This is a genomic window from Variovorax sp. 05T418 (assembly GCF_056396385.1).
This window is the reverse complement of the sequence record NZ_JBFTLJ010000006.1, coordinates 82,730-108,884: the sequence shown is the minus strand read 5'-3', so window position 1 is coordinate 108,884 and position 26,155 is coordinate 82,730. Positions and strand designations below refer to the sequence as shown.

Annotated in this window: 22 protein-coding genes; 7 read left to right on the top strand and 15 right to left on the bottom strand. The window is 68.3% G+C overall.

Going from position 1 to position 26,155, the window contains the following annotated elements; genetic code table 11:
• Positions 1 to 68: 68 nt before the first annotated feature.
• From AC1DMS_RS14260 to AC1DMS_RS14245, 4 genes are read right to left on the bottom strand one after another with little or no spacing between them, the layout of a single operon-like run.
• The gene (locus tag AC1DMS_RS14260; protein ID WP_478181250.1) at positions 69 to 1,304 is read right to left on the bottom strand and encodes a M20 family metallopeptidase; all 1,236 of its coding nucleotides are present in this window, start codon (positions 1,302 to 1,304) and stop codon (positions 69 to 71) included.
• Between the two features lie 11 nt (positions 1,305 to 1,315).
• Positions 1,316 to 3,094: a 2-oxo-4-hydroxy-4-carboxy-5-ureidoimidazoline decarboxylase gene (gene uraD / locus AC1DMS_RS14255; RefSeq protein WP_478181249.1), complete on the bottom strand. Its 1,779-nt coding sequence runs from the start codon at positions 3,092 to 3,094 to the stop codon at positions 1,316 to 1,318.
• Positions 3,091 to 4,062, bottom strand: coding sequence for an allantoinase PuuE (gene puuE, locus AC1DMS_RS14250; protein WP_478181248.1), 972 nt, complete (start codon positions 4,060 to 4,062; stop codon positions 3,091 to 3,093). The genes uraD and puuE overlap by 4 nt, the downstream gene beginning before the upstream one ends.
• Positions 4,063 to 4,072: 10 nt before the next feature.
• Positions 4,073 to 4,738, bottom strand: a complete 666-nt coding sequence (locus AC1DMS_RS14245) for a GntR family transcriptional regulator (protein ID WP_230537845.1) — start codon at positions 4,736 to 4,738, stop codon at positions 4,073 to 4,075.
• 90 nt (positions 4,739 to 4,828) lie between these two features.
• Between AC1DMS_RS14245 and uraH the strand changes: the two genes are divergently transcribed.
• The gene (uraH, locus tag AC1DMS_RS14240) at positions 4,829 to 5,179 is read left to right on the top strand and encodes a hydroxyisourate hydrolase (protein WP_015866701.1); all 351 of its coding nucleotides are present in this window, start codon (positions 4,829 to 4,831) and stop codon (positions 5,177 to 5,179) included.
• A 4-nt stretch (positions 5,180 to 5,183) separates the two neighbouring features.
• Here the strand turns inward: uraH and AC1DMS_RS14235 are convergent, their stop codons facing one another.
• Positions 5,184 to 5,696, bottom strand: a complete 513-nt coding sequence (locus AC1DMS_RS14235) for a hypothetical protein (protein WP_278875260.1) — start codon at positions 5,694 to 5,696, stop codon at positions 5,184 to 5,186.
• A 53-nt stretch (positions 5,697 to 5,749) separates the two neighbouring features.
• On the opposite strand from AC1DMS_RS14235, the gene xdhC reads away from it, so the two are divergent.
• The 4 genes from xdhC to AC1DMS_RS14215 all read left to right on the top strand — a co-directional run bounded on the left by xdhC (position 5,750) and on the right by AC1DMS_RS14215 (position 11,035).
• Positions 5,750 to 6,556 carry a xanthine dehydrogenase accessory protein XdhC gene (gene xdhC / locus AC1DMS_RS14230; protein WP_478181247.1) on the top strand — a complete coding sequence of 269 codons (807 nt, stop codon included), beginning with the start codon at positions 5,750 to 5,752 and terminating at the stop codon, positions 6,554 to 6,556.
• Between the two features lie 223 nt (positions 6,557 to 6,779).
• On the top strand, positions 6,780 to 7,985 hold the full coding sequence (locus tag AC1DMS_RS14225) for a urate hydroxylase PuuD (RefSeq protein ID WP_015866698.1): 1,206 nt from the start codon (positions 6,780 to 6,782) through the stop codon (positions 7,983 to 7,985).
• A gap of 78 nt (positions 7,986 to 8,063) precedes the next feature.
• Positions 8,064 to 9,404, top strand: coding sequence for a glycerate kinase type-2 family protein (locus AC1DMS_RS14220; RefSeq protein WP_478181246.1), 1,341 nt, complete (start codon positions 8,064 to 8,066; stop codon positions 9,402 to 9,404).
• 188 nt (positions 9,405 to 9,592) lie between these two features.
• Positions 9,593 to 11,035, top strand: a complete 1,443-nt coding sequence (locus tag AC1DMS_RS14215; RefSeq protein WP_015866696.1) for an NAD-dependent succinate-semialdehyde dehydrogenase — start codon at positions 9,593 to 9,595, stop codon at positions 11,033 to 11,035.
• Positions 11,036 to 11,405: 370 nt separating this feature from the next.
• Here the strand turns inward: AC1DMS_RS14215 and mgtA are convergent, their stop codons facing one another.
• From mgtA to AC1DMS_RS14165, 10 genes are all read right to left on the bottom strand, one after another.
• Positions 11,406 to 14,138 carry a magnesium-translocating P-type ATPase gene (gene mgtA / locus AC1DMS_RS14210; RefSeq protein ID WP_478181245.1) on the bottom strand — a complete coding sequence of 911 codons (2,733 nt, stop codon included), beginning with the start codon at positions 14,136 to 14,138 and terminating at the stop codon, positions 11,406 to 11,408.
• A 209-nt stretch (positions 14,139 to 14,347) separates the two neighbouring features.
• Complete coding sequence (locus AC1DMS_RS14205) at positions 14,348 to 14,554, bottom strand: hypothetical protein (protein WP_015866694.1); 207 nt, start codon at positions 14,552 to 14,554, stop codon at positions 14,348 to 14,350.
• A 350-nt stretch (positions 14,555 to 14,904) separates the two neighbouring features.
• Positions 14,905 to 15,108, bottom strand: a complete 204-nt coding sequence (locus AC1DMS_RS14200; RefSeq protein WP_018905350.1) for a hypothetical protein — start codon at positions 15,106 to 15,108, stop codon at positions 14,905 to 14,907.
• Positions 15,109 to 15,117: 9 nt separating this feature from the next.
• Positions 15,118 to 15,549, bottom strand: a complete 432-nt coding sequence (locus tag AC1DMS_RS14195; RefSeq protein ID WP_478181244.1) for an acyl-CoA thioesterase — start codon at positions 15,547 to 15,549, stop codon at positions 15,118 to 15,120.
• The gene (locus AC1DMS_RS14190; protein ID WP_015866691.1) at positions 15,549 to 16,850 is read right to left on the bottom strand and encodes a TRAP transporter large permease; all 1,302 of its coding nucleotides are present in this window, start codon (positions 16,848 to 16,850) and stop codon (positions 15,549 to 15,551) included. Before AC1DMS_RS14190 ends, AC1DMS_RS14195 begins: the two co-directional genes overlap by 1 nt.
• On the bottom strand, positions 16,847 to 17,371 hold the full coding sequence (locus AC1DMS_RS14185) for a TRAP transporter small permease (RefSeq protein WP_015866690.1): 525 nt from the start codon (positions 17,369 to 17,371) through the stop codon (positions 16,847 to 16,849). Before AC1DMS_RS14185 ends, AC1DMS_RS14190 begins: the two co-directional genes overlap by 4 nt.
• 3 nt (positions 17,372 to 17,374) lie before the next feature.
• Positions 17,375 to 18,430 carry a TRAP transporter substrate-binding protein gene (locus AC1DMS_RS14180; RefSeq protein ID WP_478181243.1) on the bottom strand — a complete coding sequence of 352 codons (1,056 nt, stop codon included), beginning with the start codon at positions 18,428 to 18,430 and terminating at the stop codon, positions 17,375 to 17,377.
• Between the two features lie 38 nt (positions 18,431 to 18,468).
• Positions 18,469 to 19,674 (bottom strand): alpha-hydroxy acid oxidase, encoded by a 1,206-nt coding sequence (locus tag AC1DMS_RS14175; protein ID WP_478181242.1) that lies wholly within the window; start codon positions 19,672 to 19,674, stop codon positions 18,469 to 18,471.
• A gap of 16 nt (positions 19,675 to 19,690) precedes the next feature.
• A complete protein-coding gene (locus tag AC1DMS_RS14170) occupies positions 19,691 to 21,307 on the bottom strand; it encodes an indolepyruvate oxidoreductase subunit beta family protein (RefSeq protein WP_478181241.1) in 1,617 nt (538 codons plus the stop codon).
• A gap of 11 nt (positions 21,308 to 21,318) precedes the next feature.
• Entirely contained in the window at positions 21,319 to 23,478 is a 2,160-nt protein-coding gene (locus tag AC1DMS_RS14165) for a thiamine pyrophosphate-dependent enzyme (protein WP_478181240.1), read from the bottom strand.
• 78 nt (positions 23,479 to 23,556) lie between these two features.
• Here AC1DMS_RS14165 and AC1DMS_RS14160 point away from each other — a divergent pair, with 78 nt between their 5' ends.
• Together AC1DMS_RS14160 and AC1DMS_RS14155 are read left to right on the top strand one after the other, a co-directional pair.
• A complete protein-coding gene (locus AC1DMS_RS14160) occupies positions 23,557 to 24,477 on the top strand; it encodes a LysR family transcriptional regulator (RefSeq protein ID WP_278877382.1) in 921 nt (306 codons plus the stop codon).
• A 92-nt stretch (positions 24,478 to 24,569) separates the two neighbouring features.
• Positions 24,570 to 25,823, top strand: coding sequence for an Nramp family divalent metal transporter (locus AC1DMS_RS14155; RefSeq protein WP_278877386.1), 1,254 nt, complete (start codon positions 24,570 to 24,572; stop codon positions 25,821 to 25,823).
• Positions 25,824 to 26,155 lie beyond the last annotated feature (332 nt).

The following is a 26,155-nucleotide window of genomic DNA, read 5'->3' as shown; positions in this document are numbered from 1 at the left end:
CGGTTGTAGGCGGCGACTGATGCGCGGCGTCGGACGCCCGCAATGCGGGCGCCGCCTGCTGCTTCGGATCAGGCCAGCAGGTCGCTCAGCGTGCGCGCGATCACCTTGGTGGCGCGGCGCAGGTCTTCGAGCACCACGCGTTCGTCGCTGCGCTTGGCGTGCGATTCGAGCACGGTGCGCGGGCCGGCGCCGTAGATCACGCCCGGAATGCCGGCTTCGCCGTAGAGGCGCACGTCGGTGTACAGCGGCGTGCCCATGGCCTTGATGGGCTCGCCGAACACTTGCTGGCCGTGCTTCTGGATCGCATCGACCAGCGGCTTGTTGCCGGCCAGCGGCTTCATCGAATTGGCGAGCAGCAGGCGCTTGATCTCGACGGTGATGCCGGTGCTTTCCGCAGCCGCATCCGCGATGACCTTGCGGATCGTGGCCTCGACCTCGACCGGGTTCTCCTCGGGGATCATGCGACGGTCGAGCTTGAACGCCACCTTGCCGGGCACCACGTTGGTGTTGGTGCCGCCTTCGATGCGGCCCACGTTGAGGTACGGGTGCGTGATGCCCTCGACCTTCGACGTGACCTGCTGGTAGAGCGTGTTCTGCGCATAGAGCGCGTTGAGGATCTTCACTGCGCCCTGCAGCGCATCGATACCGCTGGTGGGAATGGCGGCGTGGGCCATCTTGCCGTGCACCGTCACTTCCATCTGCAGGCAGCCGTTGTGCGCGGTGACCACTTCGTAGCTGAAGCCGGCCGCGATCATCAGGTCGGGCCTGGTCAGGCCTTGCTTGAGCAGCCAGCCCGGGCCGAGGATGCCGCCGAATTCCTCGTCGTAGGTGAAGTGCAGCTCGACGCTGCCCTTGGCGGGTTTCGCTACGGCTTCGAGCGCGCGCAGCGCGAAGGTGAAGCTCGCGAAGTCGCTCTTGCTCACGGCGGCCGCGCGGCCGTAGAGGCTGCCGTCGGCAATCTCGCCGCCGTAGGGGTCGTGCGTCCAGCCTTCGCCGGGAGGCACCACGTCGCCGTGGGCGTTCAGGGCCACGGTGCGGCCACCGTCGCCGTCCTTGCCGTACTTGCGGCGCACGATCAGGTTGGTGATCGACTCGAGGCCGTAGTCCTTCACTTCCTGCGCGGGTACGGCGTGCTTCTCGGCGTCCAGGCCGAAGTCCTTCAGCAGCTCGGCCGTGCGCTCGGCGTGCGGCGCGTTGTTGCCGGGCGGCGTGTCGGTGGGCACCTGCACCAGTTGCTGCAGGAACCGCACTTCCTCGTCGAAGTGGGCGTCGATCCAGGCGTCGAGCTTGGCGTAGTCGGTCATGGTTTTTCTTTTCAGTGGGCTTGTTCGGCGGCGAGGTTGTCCAGCAACAGCTGGAAGGCCTGCACAGCCAATTGAATGTCGTCGTTGGTGCTCGATTCGAGCGGGTTGTGGCTGATGCCCGAGTTGATGCCGCGCACGAAGAGCATGGCCTGCGGCATCACCTCGTGCAGCTTCATCGCGTCGTGGCCGGCGCCACTGGGCATGCGAAAGAGCGGCACGCCGAGCGAATCGACGGCCTTTTCCCAGCGCTGCTGCCATGCGGGCGCGCTCGGCGCAGCGGCCGCGCGCATGGCTTCCTCGATGACGAAGCGCACGCCGCGGCGGTCGGCAATCTCCTGCAGCGCGGCCAGCACGTCGCGCACCACGGCGTCGCGCTGCGGATCGTTGGGCGCGCGGATGTCCAGGCTGAACTTGCAGCGTCCGGGCACCACGTTGATCGAGCCGCTCGGCACTTCGAGCATGCCCACGGTCGCGACGGAGTCGCCGTCCTTTGCCGCGCGCTGCTCGGCGAAGAGGATCAGCTCGGCCACCGCGGCGGCGGCGTCGCGGCGCCGGCCCATCGGCGTGGTGCCGGCATGGCTGGCCATGCCGATCATCTCGCCCACGTAGCGCACGCCGCCGTTGATGGAGGTGACGATGCCCAGGGGAATGTCGAGTTCGGTGAGCACCGGGCCCTGCTCGATGTGCACCTCGACGAAGCCGAGGTAGCGCGCCGGATCGCGCTGGATCTTCGGAATTTCTTCTTCCTTCAGGCCCGCGTGCCGCATGGCCTCGCGCATCGTGATGCCGTCGGCGTCCTTCTGGTCGAGCCAGCGCTGATCGAAGTGGCCGATGAGCGCGCCCGATCCCAAAAAGGTGGCCTTGTAGCGCTGGCCTTCTTCTTCGGCAAAGCCCACCACCTCGAATGCGAACGGCAGGCGCCGACCCTGGCGCTTGAGTTCGCGCACGCAGGCTACGGCCACGAAGATGCCCAGGCGGCCGTCGTACTTGCCGCCGTTGCGCACGGTGTCGTAGTGCGAGCCGGTGAGCAGCGCCTTGGCACCGGGCGTGGCGCCTTCATAACGGCCGACCACGTTGCCGACCGCATCGATGTGCACCGAGTCGAAGCCGCAATCGCGCATCAGGCTAGAAATTTGCGCGGCGCAGGCGCGGTGCGCATCGGTCAGGTAGGTGACGGTGAGCTGGCCTTTCTCGGCATAGCCCGGGTCGGTGTGCGCCGAGAGCGCTTCGTGCCAGTCCCACACGTCGTTGCCGAGCGAGACGTCGGCGCCGAACTTGTCATTGAGCCGGATCTCGGCAATGCGATGGATGTTGCGCAGCGCCTCGCCCAGCTCGAAGTCCGGGTGATGGTGCAGCCGGCGCTCGAAGGTGTCGATGATCTCGCGCTTGGAAAGCCCGGTGCCGCGCGGCCCGCGCACCGCCAGGATGAACGGGAAGCCGAACTTCGCGTTGTAGTCGGCATTGAGCTGCTGGATCTTCGCGAACTCTTCTGGCGTGCAGTCGGTGAGGCCGGCCTTGCCTTGCTCATGGGTCGACTCGGCCGTGAGCGTCTTGCTGACCATGGCCTTGCCCGCGAGCTCGGGGTGGGCGCGGATCAGGCCCAGCTTTTCGTCGGCCGAGGCCGCGGCCACCGCCTGCACGAGCGCATGCTTCAGGTGCGCGAGCGAGCGGAACGGGCGCGCCGCGAGCGCGCGCTCGGCGATCCACGGCGAATGTTCGTAGGTGCCGTCGAGCAGTACCAGGGCATCGCCCGGCGTTGCTGCGTTCAGTTGGTCGAGGGTCAGGCTCATGAGAGGTCTCCTGTGGCGGCCGCTTCGAAGGGATGGGCCTGCTTCCAGTGGCGCGCGATGTCCAGGCGCCGGCAGACCCACACGTCCTCGTGCTGGCCGATGTGATCGAGAAAGCGCTGCAGCGCGGTGATGCGGCCGGGCCGCCCGAGCAGGCGGCAGTGCATGCCGATGCTCATCATCTTGGGGCTGTTGTCGCCCTGCGGGTCGCCTTCGGCATAGAGCGCGTCGAAGCTGTCCTTCATGTACTGGAAGAACGGGTCGGCGTGCGAGTAGCCCTGCGGCAGCGCAAAGCGCATGTCGTTGCAATCGAGCGTGTAGGGCACGATGAGCTGCGGCACCACGGTGCCGTCGGTCTTCTGCACCTTCATCCAGAAGGGCAGGTCGTCGCCGTAGTAGTCGCTGTCGTATTCGAAGCCGCCGTAGTCGGCCACGAGGCGGCGCGTGCGCGGGCTGTCGCGGCCGGTGTACCAGCCCAGGGCGCGTTCGCCCGTGAGCTTTTCAATCGCTTCCATGCCCAGGCGCATGTGCTCGCGCTCGGTGGCCTCGTCGAGGTTCTGGTAGTGGATCCAGCGCCAGCCGTGGCAGGCGATCTCGTGGCCCAGTTCCTTGAAGGCCGCGGCCAGTTCGGGGTAGCGCTCGAGCGCCATGCCCACGCCGAACACGGTGAGCGGCAGGCCGCGCTTCTCGAACTCGCGCAGGATGCGCCAGACGCCGGCGCGCGAGCCGTACTCGTAGATGCCTTCCATGCTGATGTGCCGGTCCGGAAAGCTCGCCGGATTGAACATCTCGGAAAGGAACTGCTCGGAGCCCGCGTCGCCGTGCAGCGTGGCGTTCTCGCCGCCCTCTTCGTAGTTGAGGACGAACTGCACCGCGATGCGCGCGCCGCCGGGCCACTGGGCATGGGGCGGATTGCGGCCGTACCCGACGAGGTCGCGCGGGTAGGGCAGGGTGGTGTCGTAGACGGTCATGGGCGTTCGTTCAGGACAGGGCGAGCGAGATGTCGTTGGTGGGCACCTTGCGGTCGAAGGTGAGGTTGGCTTCGACGTGTTCCAGGTGTTCGGTCATGAGGCGCACGGCGCGCTCCTCGTCGCGCGCGGCCAGCGCCTTCACGATGTCGGCGTGCTCGTCGTTCGAGTGCTCGGCCGCGCTGGTGCTCTGGTACATGAGCGTGATGAGGGCGCAGCGCGAGATCAGCTCGCCGAGGATCTGCGCCAGCACCTGGTTGCCCATGAGCTCGGCCATGCGCACGTGGAAGTCGCCGAGCAGCTCGGTGCGGCCCGAGATGTCCTCGCCCGACACCGCGGATTTTTCGAGCGCCACGTGCTCCTTGAGCGCCTTGATCTTGGCCGGCGTGACGGTGCGCACGAACTCGCGCGTCATCTCGGCCTCGAGCATGCGGCGCACCGCGAACACCTGCCTGGCCTCGTCGACGGCCGGCGCCGCCACGAAGGCGCCGCGCGCGGGCTCCAGGCGAATGAGCTTGTTCTGCGACAGCTGGAACAGCGCCTGGCGCACCAGCGTGCGCGACACGCCGAAGTGGTCGGCCAGCTTCTGCTCGGCCAGCTTGGTGCCGGGCTGCAGCCGGTGGTCGACGATCGCCTTGGTGAGCGCGTCGACGATCGAGCGGGTGGTGGAGGACTCCATGTTTTTCATGATAGACCCAAAGCCGGTAACTGTATACACTTTTGTCCACCGGAATTTCCCGCAGCTGATCGACCTTCGAAGGAGCGCCCCATGGGCTTGAGCACTCACGTACTGGACACGATGCACGGCGGCCCCGCGGCCGGCATGGAGGTGGCGCTGTACACCACCCAAGGCGACGACGCCACGCTGGTGAAGCGCTTCACGCTGAATTCGGACGGCCGCAGCGACGGGCCGCTCTACGACAACCACTCGCTCAAGGCCGGCACCTATCGGCTGGTGTTCGACGTGGCGGGCTACTTCAAGGCGCGCGGCGTGAAGCTGCCCGAGCCGAACTTCCTCAACAAGGTGTCGCTGGACTTCGGCGTGGCCCACACCGACCAGCACTACCACGTGCCGCTGCTCGTGAGCCCGTGGAGCTACTCGACCTACCGCGGGTCCTGAGGTGTCAATCCCCCTGGGACTGCCCTTCGGTCAGGGTGTCGAGCTGGAAGCGCCCGCTCTTGTCCCACAGCCAGGTGTCGGTCCAGGTGACCGGGCCGAGGCGGGTGGCGGCGGGGAAGGGCGCGGCCTGCAGCACGGCGCGTTCGATCTCGGCGATGACCTCGGGCGCATGCTTGGGCGCGCGCATCCAGTGCATCGACACCACGCGGCCGCCGGCATCGAGATTCACCTGCAGCGTGCCCACGGCATAGAGCAGCGGCGGCAGCTGGCCGCCGTAGATGCGCGAGCGGTTGATCTCGTAGATGTGGCGCGCGGCATCGCGCCGGTAGTCGCGCGCGGTGGCCGCGTTCGATGCGCGCGGCGCGGGGCCGCTGGCGCTGCGGTCGGCCGTGGCCCCGCTCAGCTGGCCGGGCACAGAACCGGCGCCGGGGCCGGTGGTGCCGCATCCGGCGATCCAGAGGGCGCAGAGGGAAGAGGCGAGGAGGGCGAGGCGGCGCGGCGTAAGCTGACGGTTCATCGCCGGGTTTATACAGTGAGTCACGCGCATCGCCGCAACCGAAGGTATCGAGAATGAACGGCTTGGTCGATCAGCTGCTGGCGGGCCTGGCCCGCGAAGACGCGGTGCTGGTGCGCGTCGAATCCACGCAGGGCTCGGCGCCGCGCGAGGCGGGCACCTGGATGGCGGTGTGGGCCAAAGGGCTCACGGGCACCATCGGCGGCGGCCAGCTCGAGTTCCAGGCCACGCGGGAAGCGCGCGAACTGCTCGCGGGGCGGCGCGCCATCGACGGCGTCGAGCGCTACCCGCTCGGCCCGAGCCTGGGCCAGTGCTGCGGCGGCGTGATGTTTCTCTCTTACCGCCGCATCACGGCGGCCGATGCGCCGGCCTTGCAGCGTGAACTGGTTGCACAGCTCCAGCCCGTGGCGCTGTTCGGCGGCGGGCACGTGGGCGCTGCGCTTGCGCGTCTGCTGGCCAGCCTGCCGTTTTCGGTGCGCTGGATCGACAGCCGCGACGGCGTGTTTCCCGGTGCGCTGCCGGCGCAGATCGAGACCGAGCATTCCGAGCCCGTGCAGGACGCCGTGGCCGCGCTTGCGCCGGGCAGCCGCGTGCTGATCATGAGCTTCAGCCACGCCGAAGACCTGGACATCGTCATCGCCTGCCTCAAGCGCCTGCGCACGCATGGCGACCTGCCCTACATCGGCCTGATCGGCAGCAAGACCAAGTGGGCCACCTTCAGCCACCGGCTCGAGGCGCGCGGCTTCAGGCCTGAGGAACTGGCGCGCATCACCTGCCCGATCGGCGTGCCCGGCATCACCGGCAAGGAGCCCGAGGTGATCGCGGTGGCAGTGGCGGCACAGTTGTTGCAATCACTGGGCTGAACAGGGTTTTCCCGGCGGCGACGCCTTCAAAAAAGCATCCCGCCACTTGCCAAAACTGTATACACTTTCGGTCCACAACAAGCCGCAGCGGAGCGAGGCCCATTTCATGGAGCCTGCGTTCGCGGCACTTTCTCTGCTTACAGCGCCCGCAGTGGTGAGCAGGCTGAAGAAACCCCTTCGCGGCGCCCCCACGCGCCGACGGGGTTGAGAGAGAGCACCACACATGGAAAGCTATTACCTCGACTGGGCCAACCTGCTGCTGCGCTGGGTCCACGTCATCACCGCCATCGCCTGGATCGGCGCCTCCTTCTACTTCGTGATGCTGGACAACAGCCTCGAGAAGCCGCAAGACCCCGAGTCGCTCGACAAGGGCGTGGGCGGCGAGCAATGGGCCGTGCACGGCGGCGGCTTCTACAACATGCAGAAGTACGCGCTGGCGCCCAAGCGGCTGCCGGACCACCTGCACTGGTCGTACTGGGAGAGCTACAGCACCTGGCTCACGGGCTTTGCGCTGTTCACCATGTCGTACCTCTGGAACGCCAGCACCTACCTGATCGACAAGTCGAAGATGGACTGGCAGCCCGGCGCCGCCATTGGCGTGGCGCTGGCCTTCTTCGTGGTGTTCTGGATGGTCTACGACGGCATCTGCCAGATCTTCGGCCGCCGCAAGAACGGCGACACCATCGTGGGCGTGCTGATCGCGCTCTTCATCGTGTTTGCGACCTGGCTCGCCTGCCAGTGGTTCGCGGGGCGCGCGGCCTTCCTGCTGGTGGGCGCGATGATGGCCACCACGATGAGCGGCAACGTGTTCTTCTGGATCATTCCGGGCCAGCGCAAGAACGTGCAGGCCCTGCGCGAAGGCCGGCCGGTCGATCCGGTGCACGGCCAGCGCGGCAAGCAGCGCAGCGTGCACAACACCTACTTCACGCTGCCGGTGCTGTTCGCGATGCTGAGCAACCACTACAGCTTCACCTACACGCACAAGTACAACTGGATCGTGCTGCTGCTGATCATGCTCGGCGGCGCGGCCATTCGCCAGTTCTTCGTGGTGCGGCACCGCTTCAAGCTCGGCAACGCGGGCAACCCGCTGCCCTATGCGCTGATCGGCATCGTGGTGCTGGGGCTCACCATCGTCTGGATGAAGCCCGAGCCGGCGGCCGCGCCTGTGGCTGCGGCAGCAGCGCCCGCCGTGGCATTCAAGGACGTGCAGAAGGTGCTCGAGCAGCGCTGCTTCATGTGCCATGGCGAGGCCGTGCAGATGAAGAACGTGCGCGTCGATTCGCCCGAGCAGGTGGCGGCGCATGCGCAGGCCATCTACCAGCAGGTGGTGGTCACGAAGATCATGCCGATGAACAACGCCACCGGCATCACCGACGAAGAACGCGCGCTGATTGGCCGCTGGTTCCAGGCCGGCGCCAAGACCAACTAGCTGGATTGGACAGTGACCGCGGTCAAGAGAGCCGGCCGCCGTTCGCCGCACAATCGCCCGATGGAGACAAAGCAAGCCATGACCGCATCGAACCCTTCCTTCGGCCCCGCACCCGATCCGCGCGAAACCCCGCGCGCCTTCCTCGAACATCTCTACCGCGTGGCGGTGGACCGCGCGCTGCCGTTGTCCACGCTGGGCGCGCACCTGCCCAAGCCGCCCAAGGGCCGCACGCTGGTGTTGGGCGCGGGCAAGGCGGGCGGCTCGATGGTGCAGGCGCTCGAGGCCCTGTGGCCGGCCGATGCGCCGCTGTCGGGCCTGGTCGTCACGCGCTACGACCACATCCCGCCGCGCCCCGAGGGCGTGCCGCAGCGCATCGAGCTCGTCGAGGCCGCGCATCCGGTGCCCGATGCGGCCGGGCAGCAGGCGGCGGCGCGCATCCTCGCACTCGCGCAAGGCCTCACGGCCGACGACCTCGTGCTGTGCCTGATCTCGGGCGGCGGCTCCTCGCTGCTGGTGCTGCCGGCCGAAGGCCTCACGCTCGAGGACAAGCAGCGCATCAACAAGCAGCTGCTCGACAGCGGGGCCGGCATCGGCGAGATGAACTGCGTGCGCAAGCACCTCTCGCGCATCAAGGGCGGCCGTCTGGCGGCGGCCTGCGCGCCGGCGCGCGTGGTCACGCTCACCATCAGCGACGTGCCGGGCGACGATCCGGCCGTCATCGCGAGCGGTCCCACGGTGCCTGACGCCACCACCTGCGCCGATGCGCTGGCCATCCTCGACCGCTACGGCATCGAGGTGCCGGCGCCGGTGCGCGCGCAGCTCGAGAGCGGCGAGCTCGAAACCCCGAAGCCGGACGACGCGGTGTTCAAGGGCCATGAAGTCCACCTGATCGCCACGCCCCAGCAATCGCTCGAAGCGGCGGCCAAGGCGGCGCGCGCGGCCGGCATCGAGGCGCATATCCTCAGCGACGAGATCGAAGGCGAATCGCGCGAGGTCGGCAAGATGCATGCGGCCCTGGCGCGCGCCGTGGCGCACCGCGGCCAGCCGTTTGCGCGGCCCTGCGTGATTCTTTCGGGCGGCGAGACCACGGTGACCATTCGCCCGCGCCAGCCTGGCCAGGCCAAGGGCCGCGGCGGGCGGGCCGGCGAGCTGTGCATGGGCCTGGCCGGCGCGCTCATGGGCCAGCCGCAGGTGTGGGCGCTGGCGGCCGACACCGACGGCATCGACGGCGTGGAAGACAACGCCGGCGCCTTCGTCACGCCCGACACGCTGGCGCGTGCCAGCGCGGCCGGCCGGAAGCTGTCGGACCACCTCGACCGCAACGACGCGTACGGCTACTTCGACGCGATCGGCGACCTGTTCGTGACCGGCCCCACCAACACCAACGTCAACGACTTCCGCGCGCTGCTGATCCTGTAGCGGCCGTCACGGCGGCAACGGCAAAAGGGGCCGGTTTCCCGGCTCCGGCGGGTTTGGCGAACTCGGGTTAATCTATGCACCCGGCGGCAATTTGCCGCCGTTGTCGCAAGCGCACCTTCCGGGTGCCGCGCCGCGCTCCCAGATTTCCCCTTTTCACCATCATCCAGTCCTCGAAGGAAAAGTTCGCCATGACCGCCACCTACACCGACACCCGCCTGCTGATCGACAACGAATGGGTCGACGCCACCGGCGGCAAGACGCTGGACGTCGTGAACCCCGCCACCGGCAAGGCCATCGGCAAGGTGGCGCATGCCAGCATCGCCGACCTCGACCGCGCCCTGGCCGCCGCCCAGCGCGGCTTCGAAAAGTGGCGCAACACGCCCGCCAACGAGCGCGCCGCCGTCATGCGCCGCGCCGCCGGCCTGATCCGCGAACGCGCCCCTGAAATCGCCAAGCTGCTCACACAGGAGCAGGGCAAGCCGCTGGCCGAAGCCAAGGGCGAGACGCTGGCCGCCGCCGACATCATCGAGTGGTTCGCCGACGAAGGCCGCCGCGTCTACGGCCGCATCGTGCCCTCGCGCAACCTGGCCGCGCAGCAGCTGGTGATCAAGGAGCCGCTGGGCCCGGTCGCCGCGTTCACGCCGTGGAACTTCCCCATCAACCAGATCGTGCGCAAGCTCGGCGCCGCACTGGCCACCGGCTGCTCGTTCCTGGTGAAGGCACCCGAAGAAACTCCGGCTTCGCCGGCCGCGCTGCTGCAGGCTTTCGTCGATGCCGGCATTCCGCCTGGCACCGTGGGCCTGGTGTTCGGCAACCCGGCCGAAATCTCGAACTACCTGATCTCGCATCCGATCATCCGCAAGGTGACCTTCACGGGCTCCACGCCGGTCGGCAAACAGTTGGCCGCGCTGGCCGGCTCGCACATGAAGCGCGTCACCATGGAGCTGGGCGGCCATGCGCCGGTCATCGTGGCCGAGGACGCCGACGTGGCCCTGGCCGTGAAGGCCGCGGGTGCCGCCAAGTTCCGCAATGCGGGCCAGGTCTGCATTTCGCCGACCCGCTTCCTGGTGCACAACAGCCTGCGCGAGGAATTCGCCCGCACGCTGGTCAAGTACACCGAAGGCCTGAAGCTCGGCGACGGCCTGGCCGAAGGCACGACCCTGGGCCCGCTCGCCAACGCGCGCCGCCTCACGGCCATGGCCCATGTGCTGGACGATGCGCGCAAGAAGGGCGCCACCGTGGCGGCCGGCGGCGAACGCGTCGGCGACACCGGCAACTTCTTCGCGCCCACCGTGCTGACCGACGTGCCGCTCGATGCCGACGTGTTCAACAACGAGCCCTTCGGCCCGATCGCGGCGATCCGCGGCTTCGATACGCTGGAAGAAGCGATTGCCGAAGCCAACCGCCTGCCGTTCGGCCTGGCCGGCTATGCCTTCACCCGGTCGATCAAGAACGCGCACCTGCTGAGCCAGAAGCTCGAGCTCGGCATGCTGTGGATCAACCAGCCCGCCGCGCCCTCGCCCGAAATGCCCTTCGGCGGCGTGAAGGATTCGGGCTACGGCTCGGAAGGCGGCCCGGAGGCGCTCGAGGCTTACCTGAACACCAAGGCTGTTTCGATCATGAGCGTGTAAGCCTGCTATCCACTTGCCTTGTTCCAGAAAACGGCATCGCTTCACTGCGGTGCCGTTTTTTTTATGCCCTTGTTTTTCAGGGCGCGCTCCCGCCGACGGGGTACCTTGCTCCGCGAATGTCCCCCGCGCTTCGCGCTCCTCCTTTATTTCGCTGCGCAAGGCACCCCATCGACGGGAGCGTGATCGGAGCACCGGTTGATCAGCGGTACACCAGCGACGTGCCCAGGTGCACAGAGCATCGGGTGCTCCCCGCAGCGAAATCAAGGAGGAGGCCGAAGGCCGGGGGACATTCGCGGAGGGGAGTACCCGGTGGCCTGTGCACGCGCCCCGAACAAGAGCGCCCTGAACAGCAGCGCCCCAAAACAAAAAATCACTGCCATCCGAACCGCCGCGCATACCACCCCTTGACCGCCTGCGTGAGCATCGCATACCCCGCCAGCATCGCTGCGAGCCACGGAAAGTAGGCCAGCGGAAGCGCCTGCAGCCTGAAGTAGTGCGCGAGCCGCCCCATCGGCAGCCAGATGCCCGCCGCCGCAATCGCCGCGCCCATCGCCAGCAGCGGCCAGGCTGCGCGGCTTTGCAGGAACGGGATCTTGCGCGTGCGGATCAGGTGCACGACCAGCGTCTGCGACAACAGGCCTTCGATGAACCAGCCCGACTGGAACAGCGCCTGGTGCGCCACCGTGTTGGCCGAGAACGCGAACCACATCACGGCGTAGGTCAGGATGTCGAACACCGAGCTCAGCGGCCCGAAGAACAGCATGAAGCGGCCCAGGTCGGCCGGGTTCCAGCTCTGTGGCTTGCGCAGGAACTCGGCGTCCACGTTGTCGAACGGAATCGCGATCTGCGACACGTCGTACAGCAGGTTCTGCACCAGCAGATGCAGCGGCAGCATCGGCAGGAAGGGGAGGAACGCGCTCGCCACCAGCACCGAGAACACGTTGCCGAAATTCGAGCTCGCCGTGAGCTTGATGTACTTCAGCATGTTGGCAAAGGTGCGGCGGCCTTCCACCACGCCCTGCTCCAGCACCATCAGGCTCTTCTCGAGCAGGATGATGTCGGCCGATTCCTTGGCCACGTCCACCGCGCCGTCCACCGAAATGCCGATGTCGGCCGCACGCAGCGCGGGCGCGTCGTTGATGCCGTCGCCCATGAAGCCCACCACGTGCCCGTTTGCATGCAGCGCACGCACGATGCGCTCCTTGTGCGCGGGCGTGAGCTTGGCGAACACCTGGTGCCGCTCGACCAGCGCGCACAGGCCGGCGTCGTCCAACTCTTCGATCTCGCGGCCCGGCACGACCCGGCCAACCTCGATGCCCACGTCGCCGCAGACCTTGCGCGCCACCAGCTCGTTGTCGCCCGTCAGCACCTTCACGGCCACGCCGTGCTCGGCCAGCGCGCGCAGCGCGGGTGCGGTCGACTCCTTCGGCGGATCGAGAAACGCGACATAACCCAGCAGCGTGAGCGCCGTTTCGTCGGCCACGCCATAGGCCACTTGGGCCTGCCGTTGCGTCCCGGCGGCCAGCACGCGGCTGGCCACGGCCACCACGCGCAGGCCCTGGGTGTTGAGCTCCGACGCGATGGCGTGGATGCGTGCGAGCAGGCCGGCGTCGAGCGGCAGCACCTCGTCGCCGCGCTCGACCGAGCTGCAGACCGAGAGGATCTCTTCCAGTGCGCCCTTGCAGACCAGCAGGTGCTCGCTGCCGCCGTTCTCGACCACCACCGACATGCGCCGGCGCGCGAAGTCGAAGGGCACCTCGTCGATCTTGCGCCAGGCCGTCTGCAGCCGCGTTTCCAGCCGCACCTCGGCATGGTTCAGCACCGCCTTGTCGAGCAGGTTCTTCAGGCCCGTCTGGTGGAAGCTGTTCAGGTAGGCCATCTGCAGCACGTGGTCCGAGGCCTCGCCCCAGGCGTTGGTGTGGCGCTCCAGCACGATGCGGTCCTGCGTCAGCGTGCCGGTCTTGTCGGTGCACAGCACGTCCATGGCGCCGAAGTTGTGGATCGCTTCGAGCCGCTTCACGATCACCTTCTGCCGCGACATCACGACCGCGCCCTTGGCCAGCGCAGCGGTCACGATCATCGGCAGCATTTCGGGCGTGAGGCCCACCGCGATCGACAGCGCGAACAGCGCCGCCTCCCACCAGTCGCCCTTGGCCAGGCCGTTGATCACCAGCACCAGCGGCGCCATCACCAGCATGAAGCGGATCAGCACCCAGCTCACGCGGTTGATGCCGGCCTGGAACGCGCTGGTGCCCTGGTCGGCGGCGGTCACGCGCTGCGCCAGCGCGCCGAAGAAGGTGCGGTTGCCCGTGTGCACGATGAGCGCGGAGGCGGTGCCACTGACCACGCTGGTGCCCATGAAGAGCAGGTTGTCGCGCTCGAGCACGCCGGCTTCATGGCTGCCGCGGTCGATGCAGAACTTCTCCACGGGCATCGCTTCGCCGGTCAGCGCCGACTGGCTGATGAACAGGTCCTTGGCCGCGAGCAGCCGGCAGTCGGCCGGGATCATGTCGCCGGCCGAGAGTGCGATCACGTCGCCCGGCACCAGGTCGCGCATCGGCACTTCGATGCGCAGCGCGCCCGCAGCGCCGGGCGTGGGCCGCAGCACGGTGGCGGTGTTGCTCACCATTGCCTTGAGCCGCTCGGCGGCCTTGCCGGAGCGCGATTCCTGCAGGAAGCGCAGCACGGTCGACAGCACCACCATGCTGCCGATCACGAGCGCGGCCTTCATGTCCTCGGTCACGTAGGAGACCAGCGCCAGCACGGTCAGCAGCAGGTTGAACGGATTGCGGTAGCACTGCCACAGGTGCGTCCACCACGGCAGCGGCTGCTCGTGGCGCACCTCGTTGCCGCCGAACTGCCTGCGCAGCGCCAGGGCCTCGTCTTCGGCCATGCCTTGCGGCGAACTGTGGAGGCTTGCGAGCAGTGCGGCGGCATCGGCGCGCGATGCGGCGGACAGTGCCTGGGCGATGCCGGGCGGCATGGCCGCCGAGGCGGTGCCCGCGGGCTTCGGGCCCAGCAGTGCCTGCCAGCGCTCGAAGTGATGCAGCATGCGGCGGCTGCGCAGGAAGCTCTCGAAAAGGGACTTCAGGACGTTCTTCATTTTTTATTCCTTCACGGCGCCGGCCGCGAAGGGAAGAACCTCCCGCGTCAATCAGGCGTGGGAATCCCCTTGCGGCGCGGCGCGCTGCATTTCGGTGTGGCCGGTCGGGCGGAAGAGGGGTGGCGCGCAAGGGCGCCCATGAGAAGCGGGGTCCATCAGGCCTCCTTGTTTCTTGCGTGTCGTGCGGCGGGAGGTGGCAGTGCGGCGCGTCAGCGCTGCCCGGCGCGGGGCGGCCGCTCGAGCAGCAGGAAGAAGCTGCGGATGCGCCGCGTGGTCCAGAGCGCGGCGGCGCGATCCAGCATTTCGTTGTCGATGTCCTGCGCCGTGACCGCGCGCGCAGGCGCAGACGCAGACGGGCGAGCGGTTTCCTGCACCGGCTGCTTTAGCTGTTGCTGACGAGACTGGAATTGGCGCATGGCAAGGCTCCTTCGCAATGAAGGGCCCCGTGCACGGACACACGCAAGCTGACTGAAAAAGTCAGTGACGAAGAACGGCGGGATTCGGAAGAGGGAACCGCCCGCCTCGGATGGCGAACGGGTCAGGCTGCGTGCACGGCGGCCGCAGCGCAAAAGAGCCTGCGCTAGAGGGCCGGATGTGTCACGCCTGCCGAGGCACGCGTCTTGTCACTGATCCAACTGGCACTGTCCACGCACGGGGCTCCGAAATAAAGATGCGGGATTGTTGCACCGCACCACAACGAGCGTCAACCTTTTTGGCTATGTCCCGTGGCGCAGCCGGGTCGTTGCCGGGCCGCGGGCGAACTGGCTCAGTAGCACTGGAACAGCACGCCGGCCTCCGCGGGCGCCTTGCCGAGCCAGCGCGGCGTCTGGCCCTTGGCGCTGCAATGGTCGGCGGCCTGCGTGTACGTGGGTGCGCGCAGCACGCCTTCGCGCACGGGCACCACCTCGTTGGGGAGCGTCGAGCAGCCGGTGACGAGCAAAGCGAGCGGAAGAAGAGTGCGCCAGTTCATCGGGCCATTCTAAGACGCGGCCTCGTCGCAGAGCGCCCGGATGGACGGCGGAATCGGCACCGCGCGGATGCCGCCGCCTTCGCGCCTGGCCGCGAAGATGCGCACCTCCTCGCATTCGAGGATCAGCTCGTCGCCGCGCAGCACGCGGTAGGCCTGCACGAAGCTCTTGTCGCGCCACTTGGTGACGCGCACCGCGATCTGCAGCGTATCGCCGTAGCTCGCGGCCTTGACGAAGCGCGTGTGCGTGTCGACCAGCGGCGTGCCGATCACGCCCAGCGTCTCGGCCGTTTCTTCCCAGCGCGGCACGCCGCATTCGGCAAAAAAGTGGCGCGACGCCGCATCGATCCAGCGGAAGAAGTTGGGGAACCAGACGATGCCGGCGGGATCGCAGTCGCCGAACTCGACGCGTGCGGTGTAGATGATTTCCTTGGCCATGCTCATCAGTTCATTCTCGTCGGCAGCCACAAGGCGATGATGGGAAACGCGATCAGGATCACCAGGCGCACGATGTCCGTCACGATGAACGGCAGCACGCCCTTGAAGATGGTGGTGAAGCTCACGTCCTTCACCACGCTCTTGATCACGAACACGTTCATCCCCACCGGCGGATGGATCAGCCCCAGTTCCACCGTCATCACGATGATCACGCCGAACCAGATCGGGTCGAAGCCCAGGTGCACGATCACCGGAAAGATGATCGGCACCGTGAGGATGATCATGGCCATCGCGTCCATCAGGCAGCCGAGCACCAGGTACATCAGCATGATGAGCGCAAGCACGCCGTAGCGGCCGATGCCCAGGCCGGTGAGGAATTCCGTGAGCTTCTGCGGGCTCTGCGTGATGGTGAGGAAGTAGCCAAAGAGCAGCGCGCCGATCAGCACCGTGAACACCGCCGCCGCCGTGCGCGTGGCCGACAGCAGCGCCTCGCGGATCTTCGGGCCGTCGAGCTTGCGCCGCAGCAGCCCGAGGATGAAGGCGCCGCTCGCGCCCACGCCGCCGGCCTCGGTGGGCGTGAAGAAGCCGCCGTAGAGCCCGCCGATCACGAACACGAACAGCACCAGCGGCGCCCACACGTTCTTCAGGTCATTGAGGCGTTCCGACCACGGCTTGACCTCGCCGCCGGGCAGCCAGCCGGGCCGCGCCTTCACGATGATCGCGATGGTCAGCACGTACATCGCCATGGCCAGGATGCCGGGCACGATGCCCGCCATGAAGAGCTTGCCGATGTCCTGCTGCGTGAGGATGGCGTAGACCGCGAGCACGGTCGAAGGCGGAAGAATGGCGCCCAGCGTGCCGCCCGCGGCGATCACGCCGGTGGAGAACGACTGCGGGTAGTTGAAGCGCCGCATCTCCGGATAGGCCACCGCCGAGAAGGTGGCGGCCGTGGCCACCGAGGAGCCGCAGATCGCCGCGAAGCCGCCGCAGGCCACCACGGTGGCCACGCCGAGCCCGCCGCGCATGTGGCCGATCATCGAGTTGGCGGCCTTGAAGAGTTCGCGGCTCACGCCCGACACCGACACCAGCGCGCCCATCAGCATGAACATCGGGATCACGCCGAAGGTGTAGTCGGTCACGGTGCGCATGGAGGTCTGGCCGACCAGCTTGAGCGCGGGCCCGGGGCCCACGAGATAGCTGTAGCCCGCCACGCCCACGAGGCCCATCGCCATGCCCACCGGCACCCGCAAGAGCATCAGCGCGAAGAGGACCACGAAGCCAAGAATCGCGACTGCATCGGGGCTCATTCATCGGCTTTCTGTTCAGCGTGGACTTCTTCCAGCTGCTCGGGATGGAAGATCAGCCGATAGGTGCGGATGGCGATCAGCAGCACCGCGCAGACGTCGCCGGCCCAGGCCACGGCATAGAACGGCCAGGTCGGAATGTTCATGTCGTAGGTCAGCACGTTGTCCACGTAGGTGCCGCGCACCTTGTCGAACAGCATGGCCGTCTGCACCGCCACCACGAACAGCAGCACCAGCGTGGCGAACACGTCGATCACGCGCTTCATGCGCGGGCCCGCGGCCGTCCACACGAGGTCGACCGTGATGTGGCCGCCGCGGTAGCTGGTGGCCGCGATGCCCCAGAAGATCAGGATGCCCAGCAGCATGCGGCCGAAGTCGTAGGCGTCGGGGATCGAGGTGTCGAAGAACTTGCGCAGCACCACGGCCACGAAGATGTTGAGCGCGACGATCCCCACGAAGATGGCGGCAAGCCATTCGATCGTGTTGATCGCGCGGTCCATGTAGCGGACGGACCGGGCAGCCATCGCTCAGAGCGCCGACTTGTACTTGGCGAGGCTGGCCTTGAGCGCATCCATCACGGCCTTTGGATCCTCGCCCGCCTTCTTCACGGTGTCGGCCCACTGCGCCTCGGAAGGCGCTGCGGCCTTGCGCCAGGCATCGAGCTGCTCCGGCGTGAGCTTGTAGACCTCGTGGCCCGGCTGCGCGGCGATCTTCGCGCGCCCGCCGAACTCGAAGTCGGCCCACGGCCCGGCCACCTTCTGGGCCCACTCGCTGGTGCAGTGCTCGTCGATCACCTTCTTCTGGCCGGCGGACATGGCGTCGTACTTGCCCTTGTTCATCACCCAGACGAAGGGCGTGACGTAGAGCGGCGCGTCCATGTGGTACTTGACCACCTTGTCGATGCCGAACAGGCCGATCGATCCCCAGGGGAAGGTGATGGCATCGGCCACGCCGCGCTCCAGCATGTCGCGCGACTCGGGCGCCGAGGCCTGCACGTTGGTGCCGCCCAGCGAGGTGATCAGCTGGCCCACGGTGCTGGTGGCGGGCCGCACCTTCATGCCCTTGATGTCGGTGGGCAGCGTGATCTTCTTGCGCGAGTGGAAGGTGCCGGGGTCGTGCACGAACGCGAAGCAGTACTTCACGTCCTTCATTTCCTTGGCCGCGTAGTTGCGGTACCAGGCGTCGATGGCGGCCGAGCCCTCCTTGCCGTTGGCGAACAGGAAGGGCAGCGACGCACCCGCCATCACCGGAAAGCGGCCGGGCTGGTAGCCGGGGTTCACGTAGGCGAAATCGGCGATGCCGTCGCGCGCCATGTCGTAGTGGTCGAAGGCCTTGCCGAGCTGCTCCGATGGAAACAGGATCGCGCTGATGCTGCCGTTCGACGCCTTCTTGATGTCGTCGGCCCAGGCCTGCAGCGCGGGGTTGAGCGGATGCTGCGCGGGCACCCAGCTCGAGAGCTTGATCTGCACGGCCTTGTCCTGCGCCTGCACGGCGGGCGTGCCGAGTGCAAGGGCGGCGCAGATGGCGATCAGGGCCGGCGCAGCGGGGCGCTTCGGATGATGGGGGTGGCGGTGGGTTTTCATGGTCTCCTTCGTTATGTTTCTGAACTAATCCGTGCAATCTAGGCAGCGGCGCGCGCCGCGTAAATGGCGGGTTTCCCTTGCAGGGTTTCCTTGGGCGGCGGCTCGGGCCGGCCGACGTGGCGCAGCCCGAGCTCGGCCGCGTGCGTGGCGCCGAGCAGCGTCATGGTGCGTTCGGTTTCCTGTGCCAGCAGCTGCAGCACCGACAACGCGCCTTGCTCGCCGCCGCAGGCCAGGCCGTAGAGCGGCGCACGTCCGGCCAGCACGCCGCGCGCGCCCAGTGCCAGCGCCTTCACCACGTCGCTGCCGCGCCGGATGCCGCCGTCCATCAGCACCGGAATGCGCCCGCCGGCGGCATCCACCATCGCGGGCAGCACGGCGATGCTCGCGGGCGCCGCATCGAGCTGGCGGCCGCCGTGGTTCGACACCACGATGCCGTCCGCGCCGTGGCGCACGGCGCGCCGCGCGTCCTCGGCGCCGAGCAGGCCCTTGACCAGCAGCGGGCCGTCCCACAGCTTGCGCAGCCAGGCGAGGCTTTCCCAGGTGAGCCGGCGGTCCATGGTGCGCGAGAGCAGCGCGGCCTGCGCCTGCGCGGACACGGGCGTGCCGTCGTCGTCCGGCAGCAGGTTCGCGAACTGCGGCATGCCGCTGCGTGCGAGCCGCATCAGCCACGCCGGATGGCGCGCCATGTCGAGCACGGTGGCGGGCGTGAGGCGCATCGGCAACCGGAAGCCGTGCCGCAGGTCGCGCTCACGCAGCCCGCTGACCGGCACGTCGACCGTGAGCACCAGCGTCTCGAAGCCGGCCGCGCGTGCGCGCCGCACGATGCGCTCGGCAATGGCGCGTTCGCCCATCACGTACAGCTGCATCCACAGCGTGGCGTCGGGCGCGGCCGCGCGCACGTCCTCGATGCGCGTGTTCGATGCGGTCGAGAGAACGAAGGGCACGCCCGCGCCCTGGGCCGCGCGGGCCAGCAGGGCGTCGGCGCCGGGGCGCACCAGGCCGGCCAGGCCGATGGGCGCGACCGCGAAAGGCGCGCGCCAGCGGCGGCCGAACAGTTCGATGCCGATGTCCACCGTGCTGGTGTCGCGCAGGCATTCGGGAATCAGCGGCAGCTGTTCGAGCGCATCGCGGTTGCGCTGCAGGCAGCGCTCGTCCTCGGCACCGCCATCGACATAGTCGAACACGAGGCGCGGCAACACCCGGCGCGCATGGCACCGGTGGTCTTCGACATTGAGCAGCGGCATCGTGGGTGCCTCGGCCTCAGGCGCTGCCCGCGGGCTTGCGCTTCATCCAGCGGATCGGCTGGGCCTTGACCGGGCGGGCGGGCGCGCCGTGCGCCACCAGCGCGGCATCGAGCGCGAGGCCGGCATCGTCGGCCAGCGCGGCGTTGCGCGCCGCCGCCACCGATTGCGCGCGCTCGGCCGGCGCCACGCCGGGCTGCGCCGCGAGATGGCCGGCCAGGTGCAGCAGGTTTTCCTTGCCGCGCTCGTTGGTGCTGCCATAGCCCTTGATGAGCCGGCCGCACAGCGCAAGCTCGTGGCCCAGTGCCCAGGCCTCGCGCGTGCCGGCCTCCACCGCCGCGAGCCAGCGCTCGATCAGTGCCTGTTCCTCGGCAAAGCGCTGGCCGCGGCGGCGCAGCCACTTCAGCGATGACAAGAGGCGCAGCGACGCCATGCCGGCCACCGAATGGCTGCCCACCTTCAACGGCAACGCCCAGGGCGCGAGGCCGCGGGCCTGCCTGCCGCGGTCCCATGCGGTGACGCGGCGCGCCAGGCCCGGCGGCAGCAGCGCGGCGAACTCGGCCGCGCCGGGCTTGAAATGGTCGTAGACCTTCACGATGTCTTCCTCGGCCGCGCGCACTTCATGCCGCACGCGCTGCGCACGGCTCGCGCGGCCCTTGAGCGCGGCCACGCGCACGATGTCGTCGAAGGCCATCCACAGCGCGAGCCAGCGCGCGGCTTCGCGGGTGGTGGCAAAGCCCTGCGCGCCGGCCGGGTCGGCCGCGCGTTCGGCATCGAGCACCCGGCCCAGCCGCTCGGCGTAGAGCGCGGCGTAGGCGGCGTCCTGGTAGTCGAGCACGCGCGCATGGCCGAGCACGAGCATGTCGTGCACGGCCGGCGGAAAGCGCCGCGCGAGTTCGTCCGGCAGGGCGCGCGGCGGTGGCGGCGCGTCGCGCGTGTCGGCGGCCAGCACGCTGCTCACGAAGGCGGCCTGCGCGCGCGGCGTGCCCACGGCCTCGAAGCCGGCCGCAAAGCCGCGCAGGCTGGCCGCGGCCATCTTCCCCAGCTTCTCGGGCGCGCGGGCGTCGCCGCCGCGCACCACGTGTTCGTAGGCCTCGCGCGGAAACGGAAACAGGCCGCTGCCCGCGATGGCGCCGAGCATCACCGCGCTGACCACCGTGCCCGTTTCGCGCGCCATCGCATTCATGTCGAACACATGGTGCTCGCGGCTGAAGGCTTTCACCACATCGACGAGGCGCTGCGCATCGGCGCGGCCGTCACCGGGCTGCATGCGCTCGGCGGTGGTGAAGATGCGCGCCGACGAACTGATGACCAGCGTGCGCAGCGGCGCGCTCATGCCGTTGCCGATCTGGCGCGCGGTCTCGAGCAGCTCCGACGACACGATGGCGTCGAGCGCTCCCGGCACCGGGCTCAGGCTGAACACCGGGCGCCGGCCGGCCAGCTGCGCGAGCGGCACCGGGAACACCTCGATGTAGTAGGTGGTGGCGCCGGTGCGCTGCGCCACGCCGGGAATCGACGTGCTCTGCGCGGCATGGCCGGCACGGCGCGCGATGTCGACCAGCCATTCGGTGAGCACGCCGCCGCCTTCGCCGCCCAGGGCGCAGACGAGCAGGGAGATGGGGCGGTTCTGTTCCATGTGGTCGTCTCTCATGCGGGTTGCAGCACGCGCACCACGGCGCCGCGCAGTGCGTGCAGCAGGCGCTCGTGCCACTTCGGGTTCTGCACCACCTCGGCGCGGTAGAAGCTCGGGCACAGCGTGGCCGCATGCGCGTTCTCGCCGCACAGGCCGCAGCCCACGCAGCCGTCGATCACGGTGGCCACGGGGTCGACCTTGAGCGGATCGGGGTTGTCCTTGAGCGTGAGCGTGGGGCAGCCCGACAGGCGGATGCAGGCGTGGTCGCCGTTGCACACGTCCTCGTCCACGCCGTACTTCACGCGCACCACGCGCTCGCCCTTCTTGAGCAGGCCGGCAATCCAGGGCTTGATGCGGCGCTGCCGCTCGAGCTGGCATTCACCCTCGGCAATCACCACCTTGAGGCCGTTGAAGTCGCTGGTGAGCGCCTCGGTCAGCGTCTTGCGCATGCGCTCCACGTCGTAGGTGGTGACGGTGCGCATCCACTTGACGCCCAGGCCCGTGAGCGTGGCCTCGATGGTCTGGTTCTTGTCGACCAGGCTCTGCTGCTTGTCGACGGCGCGCTCCTTCGTCTCGTCGTCGGGCGTGGAGATGATGTCCTGCGTGCCGGTGGCCGAGGTGTAGCCGTTCTTGAAGATCAAGAGCACCGCGTCGTCGCCGTTGAAGAGTGCGCTCTGCACGCCGGTGAGCAATCCGTTGTGCCAGAAGCCGCCGTCGCCCATGATCGACAGGGTGCGGCGGTTCATCATGGGCGCCACGCCCGCGCGGCTTGCCAGGCTCATGCCGTAGCCGAGGATCGAATGCCCCATCGAGAAGGGCTCGAAGGTGCCGAAGGCATGGCAGCCGATGTCGGCCGCGATGTGCACCGGCCCGGTCTCCTGCTGCGCGAGCTTGAGCGCCGAGAACACCGGCCGCTCGGGGCAGCCGACGCAGAAGCTCGGCGGCCGGTTGGGCAGCAGCGTCTCGAGCTGGCGCGCCACCGCCTCGCGGCGCTCGCGGTTGCCGGCCAGCCAGGCCTTGGCGGAAGACGAAGCCTCGCCGCTCTCGATGTATTTCGCGGCGAAGGCGCCAAGGCCGCCCGCGAGCACCTCCACGCCGTATTCGCCGGCCGAAGGCAGCATGTCCTTGCCATGCAGCGGCGTCTGGATGTCGCGCCGGCGCAAGAGGGTGGCGATGTCCTGCTCGATGTATTCGGGCTGGCCTTCCTCCACCACGAGCACTGCGCGCTTGCCCAGGCAGAAGTCGGCGACCTGCTCGGGCACCAGCGGGTAGGTCACGTTGAGCACCAGGATCGGGATGTCGGTTTCGCCGAAGGCATCGGCCAGGCCCTGCTGCTGCAGGCTGCGGACGAGCGCGTTGTAGAGCCCGCCCTGCACCACGATGCCCAGGTCGGCATGCCGGCCGCCCGGCACCAGCTCGTTGAGCCGGTGCTCCACGATGTAGCGCCGCGCGGCCGGAATGCGCTCGTCGCCCTTGAGTTTTTCATGGCGGAAGGTGACGGGCGGATGCGCGAGCCGCATGTAGTCGAAGCCCGCGGGCTCGCTCATCAGCGCGCGCGTCGACACGGCGGGCGCGATGTTGTCCTTGCACTCGAAGCTGCCGCGCACGTGGCAGGTGCGGATGCGCAGCTCCATCAGGCAGGGCATGTTCGAGGTCTCGGACAGGCGAAAGCCTTCTTCCACCATGCGCACCATCACGCCGAGGTCGGGCCGCGGATCGAGCAGGCACATGCTCGACTTGAGCGCGTAGGCATGCGTGCGCTCCTGGATCACGCTGGCGCCTTCGCCGTAGTCCTCGCCCACCACCACCAGCACGCCGCCGGTCACGCCCGGCGACGACAGGTTGGAAAGCGCATCGGCCGCCACGTTGGTGCCGACTATCGACTTCCAGGTGACGGCGCCGCGCAGCGGATAGTGGATGGATGCGCCGAGCATGGCCGCGGCCGAGGCTTCGTTGGAGCAGGCTTCCACATGCACGCCGAGCTCGTCCATGTAGGCCTTGCCCTGCACCATGACGTCGAGCAGGTGCGACACCGGCGCGCCCTGGTAGCCGCCCACGTAGGCCACGCCGGACTGCAGCAGGCCCTTGGTGATGGCGAGGATGCCCTCGCCGTGGAAGGTGTCGCCGGCGCCCAGGCGCAGCAGCTCGACTTCCTTGCTGAATGAAACTTCCATCGTGTCTCTTTTTTCTGGGGGTCTCGCAGTGTGGTCGGCGCGCCGCCATACATCAATAAAATAAGCCAGCTATCCAACATGAATGCCATGCATATCGAAAAGCTCGACCTCAACCTGCTGCGGCTCTTCGATGCGGTCTTCCGCGCCCGCAGCGTGAGCCGTGCGGCCGATGCGCTGGGCCTCACGCAGCCGGCGGCCAGCCATGGCCTCACGCGGCTGCGCCTGTTGCTGGGCGATGCGCTCTTCACGCGCACCCCCGGCGGCGTGGCGCCCACGCCGCGGGCGGAGCGGCTGGCGGTGCCGGTGCAGGCGGCGCTGGCCATGCTGCAGCAGGCGCTGGCCGAGCCCGAGCGCTTCGACCCGGCCGCTTCGCGCAAGCTGTTCCGCATCCACATGAGCGACATCGGCGAAGGCCGCTTCCTGCCCGCGCTGATGGCGCGGCTGCGCGAGCTGGCGCCGGGCGTGCGCGTCGAGACCATGCCGCTGGCCACCGGCGACATTGCCGCCGCGCTCGACAGCGGCCGGATCGACTTCGCCTTCGGCTTTTTGCCCAAGGTGAAGGACACGCAGCGCGCCCAGCTGCTGAAGGACCGCTACATCGTGCTGCTGCGCAAGGGCCACCCGTTCGTGACGAAGCGGCGCCGCAGCGGGCAGGCGCTGCTCGAGGCGCTGCAGGAGCTCGACTACGTGGCGGTGCGCACGCACGCCGAGACGCTGCGCATCCTGCAGCTGCTGAACCTCGAAGACCGGCTGCGCCTGACCACCGAGCACTTCATGGTGCTGCCGGCCATCGTGCGCGCCACCGACCTGGCGGTGGTGATGCCGCGCAACATCGCGCGCGGCTTTGCCGAGGAAGGCGGCTACGCCATCGTCGAGCCGCCGTTTCCGCTGCGCGACTTCACGGTGTCGCTGCACTGGAGCAGGCGCTTCGAGGCCGATCCGGCGAACCGCTGGCTGCGCCAGGTGATCACGGCGCTGTTCTCCGAGCGGGCGGGGTAGGGGAAAGGCGCAGGATCTTCGCGCATCTTTTCGGTGAAAAGCCTGCGCAAGATCATCTGGCGGTCAGGCTCGGCATGCCACGATCGGGCCACATGAAGAAACGTATTCCGTCGTTCCTGCGCCACGTGGGGCCTGGCGTCGTCACCGGTGCGGCCGACGACGACCCCTCCGGCATCGCCACCTACACCCAGGCCGGCGCCCAGTTCGGCACCGGCCTGCTCTGGACGGTGTTCCTGTCGCTGCCGTTCATGGTGGCGATCCAGCTGGTGTCGGCGCGCATCGGCCGGGTCACGGGCAAGGGCGTGGCGGCCAACCTGCGCGAGCACATGCCGCGCGGCTTCCTGTTCGCCCTGGTGTCGCTGCTGGTGGTGGCCAACACCATCAACATCGCGGCCGACATCGCGGCCATGGGCGAGGCGCTGCAGTTGGTGGTGGGCGGCGGCGCGCACTTCCATTCGCTGATGTTCGGCGTGGTCACGGTGCTGCTGCAGGTGTTCGTGCCCTACCGCAAGCTGGCCCACATCCTCAAGTGGCTGACGCTCACGCTGTTTGCCTACGTGGCGGCGGTGTTCGCGGTGCAGGTGGATTGGGGCCGCGTGCTGCACGACCTCGTCGTGCCCCGGCTGCAGTGGAACGGCAGCTACTGGATGATGATCGTGGCGCTGCTGGGCACCACCATCTCGCCGTACCTGTTCTTCTGGCAGGCATCGCAGGAAGTCGAGGAGCTCCGGCTCAGGGGCGGGCGGCGCGGCACCGACCAGGAGGTGTGGCGCGACCTGCGGCGCGTGCGGCTCGACACCTGGCTGGGCATGACCTTCTCGAACCTGATCGCCTTCTTCGTGATGGTGGTGGGCGCGGCGGTGCTGTTTGCGGCGGGGGTGCACGACGTGTCTTCGGCGGCGCAGGCGGCCGAGGCGCTGCGGCCGCTGGCGGGCGACTTCGCGTTCTGGCTCTTCGCGGGCGGCATCATCGCCACCGGCTTGCTGGCGGTGCCCGTGCTGGCCTCGTCGGCTGCCTATGCGGTGGCCGAGGCCTTCGGCTGGGAAGAAGGGCTGGAGCGGCACTGGCGCGAAGCCAAGGAGTTCTACGGGATCATCGCGGTGGCCACGCTGGTGGGCACTGCGCTCGACTTCACGCCGATCGATCCGATGAAGGCGCTCTACTGGAGCGCCGTGATCAACGGCGTGGTCGCCGTGCCGATCATGGCCGCGATGATGGTGCTGGTGTCGCGCGAGAAGGTGATGGGCCTGTTCACCTCGGGGCGCCGCACGCGCTGGCTCGGGTGGGGCGGCACGGCCCTGATGGGCTTCGCGGCGCTGATGATGGGCTGGGACATGGTGCGCTGACCACGCGGGACCGCGCCCGCAGCCCGGGCATCCATCGAAAGTACGCGCCGCGGGGCGCGTATTTTTTTGCCCGGCCGTTCGCACGCCGACGGATGCCCCTACGGAATCTGTACCAAGTTGCTGCGTTGCAACAACGGTTTTCCGGGTGTTGGGCCCCGGAAATACGATGAAAGCCTTCGCATTCGACCATCGCCGATCGAATGTTCACTTCCCGGTGAAACCTTTCTCGCTCAAGGCCGCGCGTGAAATTTTCGTGCCCGGAAAAGCGTCACTGAAATTGTTGCAACCACTTGTAGAGTGGTTTGGCGCGTCCATTCCACGCGCCCATGCAG

What these genes read in the sequence shown, in the direction of transcription:
- AC1DMS_RS14260 (WP_478181250.1), bottom strand. Translation starts at nt 1,304, where the DNA reads ATGACCGACTACGCCAAGCTCGACGCCTGGATCGACGCCCACTTCGAC.
- uraD (WP_478181249.1), bottom strand. Translation starts at nt 3,094, where the DNA reads ATGAGCCTGACCCTCGACCAACTGAACGCAGCAACGCCGGGCGATGCC.
- puuE (WP_478181248.1), bottom strand. Translation starts at nt 4,062, where the DNA reads ATGACCGTCTACGACACCACCCTGCCCTACCCGCGCGACCTCGTCGGG.
- AC1DMS_RS14245 (WP_230537845.1), bottom strand. Translation starts at nt 4,738, where the DNA reads ATGGAGTCCTCCACCACCCGCTCGATCGTCGACGCGCTCACCAAGGCG.
- uraH (WP_015866701.1), top strand. Translation starts at nt 4,829, where the DNA reads ATGGGCTTGAGCACTCACGTACTGGACACGATGCACGGCGGCCCCGCG.
- AC1DMS_RS14235 (WP_278875260.1), bottom strand. Translation starts at nt 5,696, where the DNA reads ATGAACCGTCAGCTTACGCCGCGCCGCCTCGCCCTCCTCGCCTCTTCC.
- xdhC (WP_478181247.1), top strand. Translation starts at nt 5,750, where the DNA reads ATGAACGGCTTGGTCGATCAGCTGCTGGCGGGCCTGGCCCGCGAAGAC.
- AC1DMS_RS14225 (WP_015866698.1), top strand. Translation starts at nt 6,780, where the DNA reads ATGGAAAGCTATTACCTCGACTGGGCCAACCTGCTGCTGCGCTGGGTC.
- AC1DMS_RS14220 (WP_478181246.1), top strand. Translation starts at nt 8,064, where the DNA reads ATGACCGCATCGAACCCTTCCTTCGGCCCCGCACCCGATCCGCGCGAA.
- AC1DMS_RS14215 (WP_015866696.1), top strand. Translation starts at nt 9,593, where the DNA reads ATGACCGCCACCTACACCGACACCCGCCTGCTGATCGACAACGAATGG.
- mgtA (WP_478181245.1), bottom strand. Translation starts at nt 14,138, where the DNA reads ATGAAGAACGTCCTGAAGTCCCTTTTCGAGAGCTTCCTGCGCAGCCGC.
- AC1DMS_RS14205 (WP_015866694.1), bottom strand. Translation starts at nt 14,554, where the DNA reads ATGCGCCAATTCCAGTCTCGTCAGCAACAGCTAAAGCAGCCGGTGCAG.
- AC1DMS_RS14200 (WP_018905350.1), bottom strand. Translation starts at nt 15,108, where the DNA reads ATGAACTGGCGCACTCTTCTTCCGCTCGCTTTGCTCGTCACCGGCTGC.
- AC1DMS_RS14195 (WP_478181244.1), bottom strand. Translation starts at nt 15,549, where the DNA reads ATGAGCATGGCCAAGGAAATCATCTACACCGCACGCGTCGAGTTCGGC.
- AC1DMS_RS14190 (WP_015866691.1), bottom strand. Translation starts at nt 16,850, where the DNA reads ATGAGCCCCGATGCAGTCGCGATTCTTGGCTTCGTGGTCCTCTTCGCG.
- AC1DMS_RS14185 (WP_015866690.1), bottom strand. Translation starts at nt 17,371, where the DNA reads ATGGCTGCCCGGTCCGTCCGCTACATGGACCGCGCGATCAACACGATC.
- AC1DMS_RS14180 (WP_478181243.1), bottom strand. Translation starts at nt 18,430, where the DNA reads ATGAAAACCCACCGCCACCCCCATCATCCGAAGCGCCCCGCTGCGCCG.
- AC1DMS_RS14175 (WP_478181242.1), bottom strand. Translation starts at nt 19,674, where the DNA reads ATGCCGCTGCTCAATGTCGAAGACCACCGGTGCCATGCGCGCCGGGTG.
- AC1DMS_RS14170 (WP_478181241.1), bottom strand. Translation starts at nt 21,307, where the DNA reads ATGGAACAGAACCGCCCCATCTCCCTGCTCGTCTGCGCCCTGGGCGGC.
- AC1DMS_RS14165 (WP_478181240.1), bottom strand. Translation starts at nt 23,478, where the DNA reads ATGGAAGTTTCATTCAGCAAGGAAGTCGAGCTGCTGCGCCTGGGCGCC.
- AC1DMS_RS14160 (WP_278877382.1), top strand. Translation starts at nt 23,557, where the DNA reads ATGAATGCCATGCATATCGAAAAGCTCGACCTCAACCTGCTGCGGCTC.
- AC1DMS_RS14155 (WP_278877386.1), top strand. Translation starts at nt 24,570, where the DNA reads ATGAAGAAACGTATTCCGTCGTTCCTGCGCCACGTGGGGCCTGGCGTC.